Annotated in this window: 12 protein-coding genes; 3 read left to right on the forward strand and 9 right to left on the reverse strand. The window is 59.2% G+C overall.

Annotation, left to right across the window (positions count from 1 at the left end; genetic code table 11):
- Positions 1-310 (forward strand): helix-turn-helix transcriptional regulator (locus tag JWR98_RS05040; RefSeq protein ID WP_205489407.1); only part of this gene is annotated, 310 nt, incomplete at its 5' end.
- 161 nt (positions 311-471) lie between these two features.
- Here the strand turns inward: JWR98_RS05040 and JWR98_RS05045 are convergent.
- From JWR98_RS05045 to JWR98_RS05085, 9 genes are all read right to left on the reverse strand, one after another.
- Positions 472-864: an ACT domain-containing protein gene (locus tag JWR98_RS05045; protein WP_069787399.1), complete on the reverse strand. Its 393-nt coding sequence runs from the start codon at positions 862-864 to the stop codon at positions 472-474.
- A 32-nt stretch (positions 865-896) separates the two neighbouring features.
- Positions 897-2096 (reverse strand): M20 aminoacylase family protein, encoded by a 1200-nt coding sequence (locus JWR98_RS05050; protein ID WP_205489408.1) that lies wholly within the window; start codon positions 2094-2096, stop codon positions 897-899.
- 28 nt (positions 2097-2124) lie between these two features.
- Positions 2125-2883 (reverse strand): ATP-binding cassette domain-containing protein, encoded by a 759-nt coding sequence (locus tag JWR98_RS05055; RefSeq protein WP_205489409.1) that lies wholly within the window; start codon positions 2881-2883, stop codon positions 2125-2127.
- Complete coding sequence (gene hisM, locus JWR98_RS05060; protein WP_205489410.1) at positions 2880-3644, reverse strand: histidine ABC transporter permease HisM; 765 nt, start codon at positions 3642-3644, stop codon at positions 2880-2882. The genes JWR98_RS05055 and hisM overlap by 4 nt, the downstream gene beginning before the upstream one ends.
- Positions 3641-4330, reverse strand: coding sequence for an ABC transporter permease (locus tag JWR98_RS05065; protein ID WP_205489411.1), 690 nt, complete (start codon positions 4328-4330; stop codon positions 3641-3643). Before JWR98_RS05065 ends, hisM begins: the two co-directional genes overlap by 4 nt.
- A gap of 91 nt (positions 4331-4421) precedes the next feature.
- Positions 4422-5195, reverse strand: a complete 774-nt coding sequence (locus JWR98_RS05070) for an ABC transporter substrate-binding protein (protein ID WP_205489412.1) — start codon at positions 5193-5195, stop codon at positions 4422-4424.
- Between the two features lie 100 nt (positions 5196-5295).
- A complete protein-coding gene (gene hutH, locus JWR98_RS05075; protein WP_205489413.1) occupies positions 5296-6822 on the reverse strand; it encodes a histidine ammonia-lyase in 1527 nt (508 codons plus the stop codon).
- 46 nt (positions 6823-6868) lie between these two features.
- Positions 6869-8383, reverse strand: a complete 1515-nt coding sequence (locus JWR98_RS05080; RefSeq protein WP_205489414.1) for an amidohydrolase family protein — start codon at positions 8381-8383, stop codon at positions 6869-6871.
- 10 nt (positions 8384-8393) lie between these two features.
- Positions 8394-10085 carry a urocanate hydratase gene (locus tag JWR98_RS05085; protein WP_205489415.1) on the reverse strand — a complete coding sequence of 564 codons (1692 nt, stop codon included), beginning with the start codon at positions 10083-10085 and terminating at the stop codon, positions 8394-8396.
- A 196-nt stretch (positions 10086-10281) separates the two neighbouring features.
- Between JWR98_RS05085 and JWR98_RS05090 the strand changes: the two genes are divergently transcribed.
- Complete coding sequence (locus JWR98_RS05090; protein WP_205489416.1) at positions 10282-11652, forward strand: dihydroorotase; 1371 nt, start codon at positions 10282-10284, stop codon at positions 11650-11652.
- Position 11653: 1 nt separating this feature from the next.
- Entirely contained in the window at positions 11654-12913 is a 1260-nt protein-coding gene (locus JWR98_RS05095; protein WP_205489417.1) for a Zn-dependent hydrolase, read from the forward strand.
- The last annotated feature ends 16 nt before the right edge of the window (positions 12914-12929 follow it).

A 12929-nucleotide genomic window follows, 5' to 3' on the forward strand; every position in this document is an offset into this window, starting at 1 on the left:
GATGGCGATCAAAGTGCGGCAACTGATCGCCAGCGACCTGGCAAACGACTGGAGTGCGCTGGATGTCGCCTCCACCTTTGCGCTCAGCGAAGCCACGCTGCGGCGCAGGCTCGCGGAAGAAGGCACCACGTTCAGTCGCTTATTGATCGATGCACGCATGACCCTTGCCCTGCAACTGTTGCAATCATCCGCGCAGACCGTCATGCAAATAGCGCTTTGCGTCGGCTACCAGACGCCGTCGCAATTTGCCGTGCGTTTTCGTGATCGGTTCGGCTTCCCACCCACGGCGGTCAGAGGGCATCGACGCTGATGTTGCAGACCACCAATTCAACGGGTCGGCGCCATAGCAGGCTTGAGTCCGCACGGCACGCCGAACTCAGAATGCCATTGGCGGCGACCCACAACGAGAGCGTTGCCAAATCGCGTCTACAGGCCTTGTTTCGTGACAGGCGCCAAAGCGAATGGCCCTCATCAGTCCAGAATCTGATGCCCCGCCACGCGGAGCACAGCAAGCCCTTCGGCAAACTGATCGGCCTTGAGCAGCAGGAAGTCGCCGTCGAATGTCGACACCACAAAAACCCCAAATCCGGCTTCGCTGAGAGGGCGCACCACTGACAGCACGATACCGGTTTCGTCGAAGGCGAAAGGGCCGACAAATTGCACACAATTCCAGTCCCGGTCGATTTTGACACCTTCAGGCACTCGGCTCTGATGGCAGACAATCGACAGTTCATCGGCAGAGCGGGCAATGTTTACAAACCCGTCACCATCGGCCCAAGTCGGGATCGGGGCTTTACTGTCCAACCTGGAAATTGAGTAGCGTTCGGGTAGGACTTTAAGGCGGATGCTTTTGACCAGTTTCATAAAATCTCCAGTTAGATAAGGTTAACGCTATTTCAAGTGGGTAATGGCAGACAGGCCTCTGCCAGACGAACCCAATAGGTCGCGCCGATCGGCAGAATATCGTCGTTGAAATCAAAACTCGCATTGTGCAGCACACACGGCCCGGGACCATGGCCGACGTTGCGATGCCCGCCCTCACCGTTGCCGATGAATACATAGCAACCCGGTTTATGTTCGAGCATGTGGGCGAAGTCTTCGGCGGCCATGGTGGGCTTGCCATTGGTGAGGACTTGCTCTTCACCGACCAATTTGCGTAGAAGCTCGATACAGATGTTTGTTTCGCGTGGATGATTGATCAGCGGTGGATAGTCCGATTTGAACGAGGTTTCAACGCGGCAACCGAAAGCATCGGCAATGTTGTTGGCGATTTCCGTCATGCGCATTTCAATCAAGCTCATGGCTTCTCGGGAAAACGCCCTGAACGTGCCTCCCAAGCAGGCGTCATCTGGAATGACGGTGAGACTGACATCACTGCCTGCATGCATGTTTGTGACGGATATGACCGCCGGATCCTGAGTGTCCACATTGCGCGTGATGATGCTCTGAAACGCTTGGGCAATGTGCACCAATGGCTGCAAAGGATCAGTGCACTGATGCGGCAGGGCGGCATGCCCTCCCTTGCCGAACACGCGAATTCGAAACTCCGTGTCGGAGGCCATCATCGCCCCTGAATGCACAGCGAACTGCCCCGCCGCCAAACCGGGCCAATTATGCATGCCAAACACCGCATTCATGGGGAAAAGGTCGAATAGGCCGTCTTCGATCATGCGCCTGGCCCCGGCATCACATTCCTCGGCGGGCTGAAAAATAAAATACAGCGTGCCATCTAACTGGCGGGTATGCGCAAGCTCGAACGCCGCCGCCAACAGCATTGCACAGTGCCCATCATGACCACAGGCATGCATTTTCCCCACATGGGCGGAGGCATGCTCGAATTGATTGAGCTCCTGCACAGGCAGCGCGTCCATGTCGGCGCGCAAGCCGATAGACGCATCGCCTGTGCCACAGCGCAAAACTCCGACTACGCCGGTCCCCGCCAGCCCGCGGTGAACCGTCAAGCCCCATGACTCTAGCTGGCTCGCGATCAGGTTTGCGGTCCGGCGCTCTTCGAAGGCCAATTCCGGATGCCGGTGGATATCCCGTCTCAGGGCGTAAATGGCTTCGGGCACCTGGATCAAGGCAGCGTTTTTCATTGGCACTCTCCGCGAAAAAGATCGTTTGTCACTTGAGGTCCAATGCCAGAAACTGGCGTAACCGCTCGCTTTGCGGGTTGTCAAAGACCTGCTCGGGCCTGCCCTGCTCCTCAATCTTGCCACCGTGCAGAAACACTACCTGGGTAGAGGCATGACGCGCGAAACCCATCTCATGGGTAACGACAATCATCGTGCGTCCTTCCTGCGCGAGATCCTGCATGATCTTCAGCACCTCGCCGACCAGCTCCGGGTCGAGGGCGGAGGTCGGTTCGTCAAACAGCATCACCTGCGGTTCCACCGCAAGGGCTCGTGCTATGGCCACACGCTGTTGTTGCCCACCGGACAGATGGGCCGGGTAGCTGTCGTGGAAACGGGCATCGAGCCCGACTTTATCCAGGTACCTGATAGCGCTGGCACGCGCCTGTTCCTTGTTCATGTTGAGGGCATATACCGGCGCCATGCTGACATTTTCCAGCACGGTCATATGGGCCCAGAGATTGAAGTGCTGAAACACCATTGCTAAACGCGTACGCAGCGCCTGCAAGGTGCGGCGCTCGGGACGCAACGGTTTGCCGACGCCCAGGTCGATCGTCAGATGGTCCAGGCTGACGCGGCCACAGTCCGGCTGTTCGAGAAAGTTGATACAGCGCAAAAATGTACTTTTGCCCGAGCCGCTGGAACCGATGATGCTGATGACCTCACCGCGCTTGGCGCTCAAGGAAACCCCATGCAGGACTTTATGATTGCCATAGGATTTGTGGATGTTTTCAACGGTCAGGGCATTCATACCAGGCTGCCTTCTTTTATGGGGAGGACGGAGTGCTCAACGGCGGCTTTGGCCACACGCGGTTTGAGATGCCTCAGCCAACGTTTTTCAGCACGATTGAAGCCGGCGATGATGCAGAACGAGATCATCAGGTAGAGCAAGGACGCCAGGCCATAGGTAGTGAACGTCGCATAGGTTTCAGCATTGACGTCACGGGCAACCTTGAGGATGTCAGGCACCGTGGCGGTGAACGCAAGCGTGGTGCCGTGGAGCATGAAGATCACCTCGTTGCTGTAGGCAGGTAGTGCTCGACGCAACGCGCCGGGCAGAATCACCTTGAAGTTGAGCACCGTCGCGCTCAAACCGAAGGCCCTGCCCGCCTCGACTTCCCCACGACTGCTGGCACGAATCGAACCGACCAGGATCTCGGTCATGTAGGCGCACTCGTTGAGCACGAACGCAAACAGCGTGCAGCAATAGGCATCGCGAAAAAAACTGTTGAGTAGCGCCGTGTTCTGGATGAACGCGAGGCTGTACAAGCCGCTGTAGATAATCAACAGCTGTACGTAGAGCGGCGTTGTGCGGAACGTGTAGGTGTACAGCCAGATCATGCCACTCAGGGTACGCGAAGAAGATACGCGCCCCAGTGCCAGCGGGATCGACAGCACAAAACCGCCGAGTGTCGCGACGATAAGCAGCATTAACGTGACGACAACCCCGCTCCACTGCTGCCCATCGGTCCAGAGAAAACTCTGCCAATAGGTCTGGAAGAGATCGATCATAGCTGCGCCTCCCGAACCCAAGCGGCCGAACGATGCTTGAGCCAGTACAGCAACAGGCTGGAAAACCCCGACAGACAAAAATAAACCGCACCGGCCAGCACCATGAACATCAACGTGTTGTGGGTGCTGCGCCCCGCCTCCTGAGCCGCCATGACCAGATCGCTCAGGCCTATGATCGACACCAGCGCAGTGGCCTTGACCAGCACCTGCCAATTGTTACTGATGCCGGGCAACGCAAACCGGATCAGCTGCGGCAACACAACCTTATGGAAGGTTTGCCAGGCCGATAGGCCATAGGCGCTGGCAGCTTCGGCCTGGCCCGGGTCAATGGCCAGAAACGCACCGCGCAAGGTTTCGGCGAAATACGCGCCGTAGATAAAACCCAAGGTCATGACACCGGCTACAAAGGGATCAATCTCGAAACGCCCGAGCCCAAACTTGTCGGTGATCTGGTTCACGCCGATCTGGATGGTGTAGAAAATCAGCAGCATCAACGCCAGATCCGGAATGCCGCGAATCACGGTGGTGTAGCACTGGGCAGGCAGGATCAGCCAGGGTTTGCCCGACAACTTCGCCAGTGCGGTCAGCAGTCCCAGGAACAGGGCCAGCACCAGCGCCACCAACGCCAGTTCGACCGTGCTCAAGGCACCTTTGGCAATCAAGGGTAAATATTCAAGCCATTGCATGGCGCATCACTCGCAATAGGTGGACGTACAGAAGCCGCACGATATCGGCCATGACTGCAATACACAGTCATGACCGGCACAGCACCCGCCATCAGCCGCCGTAGATGTCGAAGTCGAAATACTTGGCGGCGATCTTCTGATAGGTACCATCGGCCAGCATGGCGGCGATGGCAGCGTCGATGCGCAGCTTGAGTGCCTGATCTTCCTTGCGAACGCCTATCGCGGTGCCGCTGCCCAGCACTTTTTCGTCGACAATGATCGGTCCGGCAAACGCATAGCCTTTACCCTGATCGGTACGTAAAAAGGCATAGGTGGCCTGCACTTCATCCTGCAACGAAGCGTCAATACGTCCATTGAGCAGGTCGGCGTAGACCTGGTCCTGGCTCGCATAGGCCTGCAACTTGATGCCAGGGACTTTCCAGTAGGTACGCGCGTAAGACTCTTGGATAGTGCCTTGCTGATACCCCACGGTCTTGCCCTTGAGCCCCGCCGCTGTCGGCGTAATGCCGGAGCCGTCGCGCGCCACCAGGCGTGTAGAGGGGTTGGAAAGTTTGCTGCTGAAGTCAATCTGCTTCAGGCGTTGCTCGGTAATGGACAGGCTCGATAACACCCCGTCGAACTTGCGTGCAAGCAACCCTGGGATCAGCCCGTCGAAGCTGCTTTGAACGTACTCACATTTGACCGCCATGCGCTTGCAGATTTCATCACCCAGGTCGACATCGAAACCGATCATTTTGCCTTGCGGGTCGCGGTACTCAAGGGGTGGGTACGTCGGGTCAACACCCAAACGCAGCACGTCTTCGGCCTTTGCCCAAGTTGAACTCAGGAGCAACACTACGCAAGCTACAACGAGATTCTTGTTCATGACTATTTCTCTATGTGGTAGTTGGCAGATTTCAGGGATCAACGATCTGATTGTTATTATCCAGTGCCGGTCAGGCAGCAGCCGGCACTGGGTGGAGCACTTAGAACAGGCTGATCAGGTCCGGGCAGGCTTTGACCAGCTCACGACTACGGATCAACTCGGCCACACTGGCCATGTCCGGCGCGATAGGCCGGTCGACATTCATCGCCGGCACACAGTCGCGAATGCACTCGACTACTGGCGCCAGGCGCGCGCTGTATAACTTGCCGCCGCGCAGGTCCAGGCCCTGGGCCGCGCACAACGCCTCGATAGAGAGAATCCCGCGCAATGTGCACGTCATTTCCAGCAAGCGGCGTGCGCCATGGGTGGCCATCGACACATGGTCCTCCTGGTTACCCGCCGTAGGGATGGTGTCGATGGAGGCCGGCGTTGCGCGCTGTTTATTTTCCGAAGCCATGGCAGCGGCCGAGATGTGCGCCGTCATGTAGCCCGAATGCAAACCGGCATCGACCGTCAACATGGGCGGTAGTCCGGAAAAGCCTGGGTCCAGCAGCAGGTTGCAACGACGCTCGGACAGGTTGCCGATCTCGGTAATGGCGATCGCCAACATGTCGGCGGCAAATGCGACCGGTTCAGCATGGAAATTACCGCCGGAGATGACTTCACCGGTCTCCACGAAGATCAGCGGGTTGTCGGAGGCTGCGTTGCTCTCGATCTCCAGGGTGACACTGGCGTTGCGAATCAGGTCCAGGCACGCGCCGAGCACCTGTGGCTGGCAACGAATGCTGTAGGGGTCCTGAACCTTGCCGGACGCTTGTGAAATGGCGCGCATCGGGCTGTCATCCAACAACCGCTTGAACGCAGCGCCCACCGCGATCTGGCCCGGGTGGCCACGCAGCGCCTGGATACGTGGATCGAACGGACTGGCAATACCCGCCAGCGCCTCGGTGGTCATGGTGCCGATTGCAATGGCTGCCATAAAGGCGTTTTCCAGGGCAAACAAGCCGGTCAGCGCAAGGGCCGTCGATACCTGAGTACCGTTCATTAACGCCAAGCCTTCCTTGGGTGCCAGCACAATAGGCGTCAGGCCGGCACGCGCCAGTGCTTCAGCGCCATCGAGCAACTCGCCCTCATACCACGCCTGACCCATGCCGATCATGACAGCGCTCATGTGCGCCAACGGTGCCAGATCGCCGCTGGCACCGACCGAGCCTTGGGCAGGAATGAAAGGGATGACGCCCCGTTCGCGCATGTCTTCCAGCAGCGCGACGGTGCCGTATTGCGCCCCCGAAGCACCGCGCCCCAGGCTGGCGACTTTCAAGGCCATGACCAGGCGAACCACATCGGCATCCAGTGCCGGGCCGTAGCCAGTCATGTGCGACATCACCAGGTTTTTTTGCAGTTGGCACAGGTCGGCATCACTGATGCGTACATTCGCCAGCTTGCCGAATCCGGTATTCAGGCCGTACACCGCGCGACCGCTGTCGACCAGCGTATCAACCATCTTTGCCGCCGCCTCGATACCGGCCCGGGCGCTCTCGCACAGGCGCGCCGGCGCACCGTTGTAAATCGCACGCCAGGTGGCAATACGGGTTTCACCGGGAACGATTTTTTGTACTGTGCTCATGGTTTTTCTCTCTGTTCATAAAATGAGTTGAAGCAGGCCAAACCGGTCAGGCGCCGCGTCTGGATCGGTCGAACTGATTGATCGAATGGCGCAGACCCACCATTTGCGGATCAGCCAGGCAGTCGTTATAAGCCCCCACCAGATAGGGTCGCAGCGTATCGCTCGCATCCTGACCGCCTTGAATCCGCCCTTGCAGCGTGGGCATGCGCTCCATCAACTCAAGCATCAGCGCCTCTTCATCGATGCGCGTGATCCGGCCGTGATCCACCAGCTTGCGTCCGCCAACGTAGACATCACGCACAGCGCTGCCCTGTTCGCAAAAAACCAACTGCGTCAACGCATCATTGAGGGGTGTAAAGGCACTGGTCTTGAGGTCGATCAGGCAAAAATCCGCCTGTTTGCCGACCTCGATGGATCCGGTCTGCGCACCGCGCCCGATGGCCCTGGCGCCGCCGAGCGTGGCCATGTTGAACGCCTGCAGTGCCCCCACCGGGCAAACCTCGTCCTGATCGAGCAGCGCGTTGGAAAGCGCCGCCAGACGCATCGCGTCAAACATCGAGTTCAAGTCGTTGCCGTTGTTGTTGTCGGTACCCAGGCCGACGTTCACCTCACGGCGCAACATCTGCGCAATCGGCGCCACACCACTGCCCAACTTCAAATTGCAGGCGGGGTTGTGCACCACACTGGCGCCGCGTTCGGCAATCAGATCGAGTTCCGCCGCCGACAGCCAAACGCCATGTGCGAGCACGCTGCGGGGTGTTAACAGTCCCAAGTCGTCCATGTACGCGGCCATGGGTTTGCCATAAAACTTGGCCGCCGTGAGCGCTTGTATACGGGTTTCCAGCAAATGGATCAGTACCGGGCGGTCGTAATGTTCGGCGAGCGCCCAGGTTTTTTGCAGAAAGTCGGCACTGCAGCGTTGCGGGCCGGAGGGCGAGAAAACAAAGCGTACCCGGCCATTCCAACTGCGCGCCAGCTCCTGCCACTGCTCCAGCACACGCGCTGCGGCGTGGGCCGATACCGTGCCCTTGAGTGTATCGGGCAGCCGCTCGGCCAGGTAAGGAATCCCCTCCTGAAACGGTTTGTCGGACCACGCCACGCTGACGTCGGCGCGAATTCCCAGGTCGGAATAAGCCTGAAACGCCGCATGCACGACTTCAGGCTCAAAGAGGCCACCGAAGTGAATATCATCGACCACTGTGGTTATGCCATTGCGCAACATCTCGATGCCGTTGAGCAAGGTGCGCAGGTACACCTCACGCGCCGTCCAGCCACGGCGATAGGACGGTGGATTGTACAAGCCCATCCAGATCTCCAGAGGGATCCCGGAGAAACGTCCCTTGTCGAAACGGTCGTGAGAGTGATGATGGGCGTTGATTAGCCCCGGTATCAGCAGTTTGCCGCGCCCATCGGTACGCTCGTCGAGGTTGACCGTGGACAAATCGATTTTGGGTGCGAGACCGACGAAGCGATCACCGTCGATCAATACGTCCATGACTTGGGCGGTCGAGCCGCCCATGCCGACGACGCTGACCTGTTCGATCAAATGCAGAAGGGCCATGAGGCTTTCCTTACGCGCGGTACTGGGTGGCCTGAGGCGACCACCACAGCGGTATTTGAATCGCGTTGTCGGTCAACGGCCCCTCACCCATGGACACGGTCTTGGCCATCGGATAACCGGCTTGTGCGTGGCGCACCACACCAATCCCGGCGTCAGTGGTCAGGCATGCATCCAGGCGCAGGTCAGCCTCCTCCGAGCCGTCGGCGATCATCGTGACACCGGTGTGCGCCGAGATCCCCATGGTGCCGTTGGATTGAATCGCCACCAGGTCCGCCATCGCCGAAACGTTGAGCAATGCATTCAGGTAGGGCCAGTCGGAGATCGCGTCGGAGCCATCAAGCATGTTTTCGGTTTCAAACGCCGGGTTGGCGATCGAGCCGGTGTCCAGGTTGTCTCTGGAGAACGCCACCGGACCCGCCAGCTCACCCGAGCGCACCAACGCATTGACCGCGAGACCAAAGGCACGTCGCTGGCCAAAACCGAGGAAACAGATACGTGCCGGCAGGCCTTCCACGGGTAAACGGTGACGGGATGTAGTGATCCAACGAGTGACCAGGGTGTCATCCTTGAACATCTCCAGCGCCAGATCATCCAGGCGTGTCTGGTCTGAGACCTCACCGGACACGCAAGTCCAGCGAAACGGGCCTCGCCCCAGGAAAAACAGCGGCCGCACGTATTCGGCGATGCAGCCCGGATAGGCAAAGGCTTCCTCCTTGGACATCCCCGCGTCCACCGCCTCCTTGCGTACGAAGGTGCCATATTCGAATACGATCGAACCGGCTGCCTGCAAGCGCGTCATCGCCCGCACTATGCGGATCATTGATTGACGCGAAGCGGCCATGTAGGCGTCGCGGTCGGTCTCCAACAACGCTGCGGCCTGCTCCAGCGTCAGCCCGCAAGGAATCAGCGCGAACGGGTCATGGCACGGGCACATTTCAGTCACAATGTCCGGCTTCCAGCCGCAGTCGAGCGCCTGTTCCAGGGCATCGACCATATTGCCCTGCACCACGATCGAGAGTGCGCGCCCTTCCCGTTTGGCGCACTCAGCCATGTCAATCGCGTCTTGCAGGGACGCCGCCTGAACATCGGCATACCCGCTAGCCAGGCGGTCCACAATGCTTTGCTGGCGGACTTCCACGGTGACACTCACACCGCCGTGCATGCTCATCGCCAGGGGTTGCGAACGGCCCATGCCGCCGAGGCCGGCCGTGAAGAAAATACGGCCCTTCAATTTCCCATCGAAATGCCGATCGGCAACCAGCGCGAGCGTTTCAAACGTGCCTTCGATCACACCCTGGCTGCCAATGTACTGCCAAGGCCCGGCGGTGTAGGACGCAAACGCCGTCAGATTCTGCGCGCTCAGGTCATAGAACTTCGGCCAGTCGGCCTTGATCACGTTACTGTTGGCCATGACCACCCGGGGTGCCAGCCGGTGGGTTTTAAACACGGCAACCGGCATGCCCGACTGGATCGCCAGGGTTTCATTATTCTCCAGGTTCTTGAGCGACTCGACGATCGCGTCATAACTTTCCCAGTTACGCGCCGCCTTTCCGATGCCGCCATAGACGGTCAGGCGCGAGGCGTCCTCAGCGTTTTCAAGGTTGTTTTCCAGCATGCGCAGAATGGTTTCCTGCTTCCATCCTTTACACCGCAGGGTACTGCCACGCGCAGCCATGATTGGTTTGGCTTTTTGCTGAGTCATCTAAGGCCACTCTCGCTGAGGTTAACGCGAAAGCCTGTCGGCAGGCTTTCCCTGGTATGGCCCGAATTATTCGAATCTGCTGCACGCAGAACCATGCAAAAAACAGCAAGTGAAGTTGTCATTCGCTGCATGGATGGCGTGACACGCCCTGCTGATACTCACTGCCTGCGGATTGACCCGATGACGAGGCTGACAAATGAGTGATTTCGATCTGGTGGTGCGGGGACGTATCGTCGACAGTGAACAGACCCTTGAGAATGGCTGGCTCGGTATAAGTGAGGGGCGTATCGCCGCGCGAGGCACCGGTGAGCCGCCTGCCGCAAAAACCACACGCGACGAACGCGGGCATTGGATCTTGCCCGGCGTCATCGACGGTCAGGTCCACTCGGGAAGCCAGGCCAACCAGGAAGGACTGGGATGGGCCAGCCGTGCCGCCGCTGCGGGAGGCATCACCGTGATGGTGGACATGCCTTACGACGACCCGGAGCCGGTGGCCTGCGCCGAGCAACTGCTGCGCAAGGCCCAGGAGGTCGAAGACACTTGCCACGTTGATGTCGGATTGTTTGCAACCGTCAATGAAACTCACGGCCTGGCGGCGATTCCGGGGCTGATCGAGGCCGGCGCCTGTGCGTTCAAGTTTTCGACCTTTGAAGCAGCGCCGGGCCGCTTTCCGCGCATTGAGGAGGACCTGCTGGCAGAACTGTTCGCCCTGATCAAGCCGTCGGGCCTGGTCTGCGGTGTCCACAACCAGATGCAGGAATTGACGCGTAAAAATATCAACCGCTTGATCGAAGCCGGTGATACCGGCTGGGATGCATTCCTGCGCGCCCATCCACCGCTGGTGGAGGACCTGGCAACCGCGTTGATTTATGAGATCGGTGCACAAACCGGCGCACGCGCCCATCCGGTTCACGTCTCGACCAGCCGTGGGTTTGAGCTGTGCGAAATGTATCGCCGGGCCGGGCACGACGTGAGCATCGAGACGTGCATTCAGTACCTGATGCTCAACCATGAAGACCACACACGGCGCTTTGGCGCCAAAACCAAGCATTACCCACCGATCAGGCCCAAAGCCGAATCCGACAAGCTCTGGGCGCACATCGCCCAGGAACGCTGCACCTTTGTGTCTTCCGACCACGTCAGTTGGGGGCTGGAGCGTAAAGGTAATCCCAACGTGTTCCGTAACGCTTCAGGCGGACCGGGCCTGGAGACGCTGCTGCCCGCGTTCTGGACCGGTGCCATGGCACGCGGACTGTCGCCCTCGCTGGTGGTTCGACAGCTGAGTCGCAACCCGGCCAGGCATTTTCTGCTCGATAACCGCAAAGGTGACTTCGTAATCGGTCTGGACGCTGACTTCGTGGTGCTGGCCGACGAGCACTATCGTTACGACCCCTCTACCAGCCTGAGCGCGGTGACATGGAGTTCATTCGAAGACATGCCCTTTACGGGCAGGGTCAAGACCACTTACTGCCGTGGCCAGTGTGTATTCGATCAAGGCAGGATTCTCAATGAGCCAGGTTACGGCCATTTTTTGCGCCCTCGCGCACTGACAACAGGTACGTATTGAAATGAGCGTCCCCTTGCTGCAACTGAACATTGAACGTCTGTGGAATCGAGTCAATACGCTGTCGAACTTTACGCTGCCGGACGTACCGTGGACCCGACGCGCCTTCTCACCCGAGTTTGAGCAGGCAAGGCTGTGGTTAAGGTCTGAATTCGAGTCTGCCGGGCTGAGCGTCACGCTGGATGCCGGCGGCAATCTGATCGGTCAGCTCAACGGCAGCGAACCTGACCTGAAACCGCTGATCAGCGGCTCACACTGCGATACGGTGGTCGGTGGAGGCCGGTTCGATGGCATTATCGGCGTGTTGGCGGCGCTGGAAGTCGCCCATGCCTTGAAGGACGCCGGCCGATGCTTGCGTCATTCACTTCAGGTGATCGACTTTCTCTCGGAAGAACCTAGTGATTACGGCATTTCCTGTGTCGGCAGTCGCGCATTCGCCGGGCAGCTGAGCGCCGACATGCTCGCCTCGCAAAACCGCGCCGGTGAAAGCCTGGCACAAGCGATGAAGCGTATTGGAGGTGCCCCGGAGCGCCTCGACCAGGCTCTACGGGAACCCGGCAGCATCGCAGCGTTTGTTGAGCTGCACATCGAGCAGGGCCCGGTTCTGGAGAGCCAGGGATTGCCCATCGGCTCCGTCACTAATATCGTCGGCATCCGCCGTGTCGGGATCACCGTGTGTGGTTTGCCCGACCATGCCGGCACGACCCCGATGGATCTGCGGCGTGATGCGTTGGTCGGCGCGGCAGAATTAATCCGCGAAGCACGGCGCATGGCCATCGACATGAGTGGTCGTCCTCATTATGTCGTCGCGACGGTGGGTCGGTTGGATGTGAGCCCTAACGTGCCCAACGCCGTACCTGGCAAAGTCGACATGGTGCTCGAAGTACGCAGCGACTCCAAACAGGTGCTGCTCGACTTCCCGGAACAGCTGCTGGAGCGCTGCAACGCGGCGCTGACAGACCTGAGGCTGACCGTCGACTCCGTACCGTTGACGTATGCTGACCCGACGGACTGTTCGCCCATTGTCATCGAGGCTGTCAGCAAAGTGGCGGAACAGTTGGGCTTGCCGCACATGACCCTACCCAGTGGTGCCGGGCATGACGCAGTCTACGTCGGGGCCACTGGGCCGATGGGTATGGTGTTCGTCCCCTGTCTCAACGGCCGCAGCCACTGCCCCGAAGAATGGCTGGAACCCCAACAGTTGCTCGACGGCACTCAAGTGCTGGCACAGACCCTGATTTATTTGGATGGCCAACTGCGTTGATCGACGAACTTGGTGT

This window comes from Pseudomonas lactucae, assembly GCF_016937615.1.
Taxonomy (GTDB): domain Bacteria; phylum Pseudomonadota; class Gammaproteobacteria; order Pseudomonadales; family Pseudomonadaceae; genus Aquipseudomonas; species Aquipseudomonas lactucae.

What these genes read in the sequence shown, in the direction of transcription:
- JWR98_RS05045 (WP_069787399.1), bottom strand. Translation starts at nt 864, where the DNA reads ATGAAACTGGTCAAAAGCATCCGCCTTAAAGTCCTACCCGAACGCTAC.
- JWR98_RS05050 (WP_205489408.1), bottom strand. Translation starts at nt 2,096, where the DNA reads ATGAAAAACGCTGCCTTGATCCAGGTGCCCGAAGCCATTTACGCCCTG.
- JWR98_RS05055 (WP_205489409.1), bottom strand. Translation starts at nt 2,883, where the DNA reads ATGAATGCCCTGACCGTTGAAAACATCCACAAATCCTATGGCAATCAT.
- hisM (WP_205489410.1), bottom strand. Translation starts at nt 3,644, where the DNA reads ATGATCGATCTCTTCCAGACCTATTGGCAGAGTTTTCTCTGGACCGAT.
- JWR98_RS05065 (WP_205489411.1), bottom strand. Translation starts at nt 4,330, where the DNA reads ATGCAATGGCTTGAATATTTACCCTTGATTGCCAAAGGTGCCTTGAGC.
- JWR98_RS05070 (WP_205489412.1), bottom strand. Translation starts at nt 5,195, where the DNA reads ATGAACAAGAATCTCGTTGTAGCTTGCGTAGTGTTGCTCCTGAGTTCA.
- hutH (WP_205489413.1), bottom strand. Translation starts at nt 6,822, where the DNA reads ATGAGCACAGTACAAAAAATCGTTCCCGGTGAAACCCGTATTGCCACC.
- JWR98_RS05080 (WP_205489414.1), bottom strand. Translation starts at nt 8,383, where the DNA reads ATGGCCCTTCTGCATTTGATCGAACAGGTCAGCGTCGTCGGCATGGGC.
- JWR98_RS05085 (WP_205489415.1), bottom strand. Translation starts at nt 10,085, where the DNA reads ATGACTCAGCAAAAAGCCAAACCAATCATGGCTGCGCGTGGCAGTACC.
- JWR98_RS05090 (WP_205489416.1), top strand. Translation starts at nt 10,282, where the DNA reads ATGAGTGATTTCGATCTGGTGGTGCGGGGACGTATCGTCGACAGTGAA.
- JWR98_RS05095 (WP_205489417.1), top strand. Translation starts at nt 11,654, where the DNA reads ATGAGCGTCCCCTTGCTGCAACTGAACATTGAACGTCTGTGGAATCGA.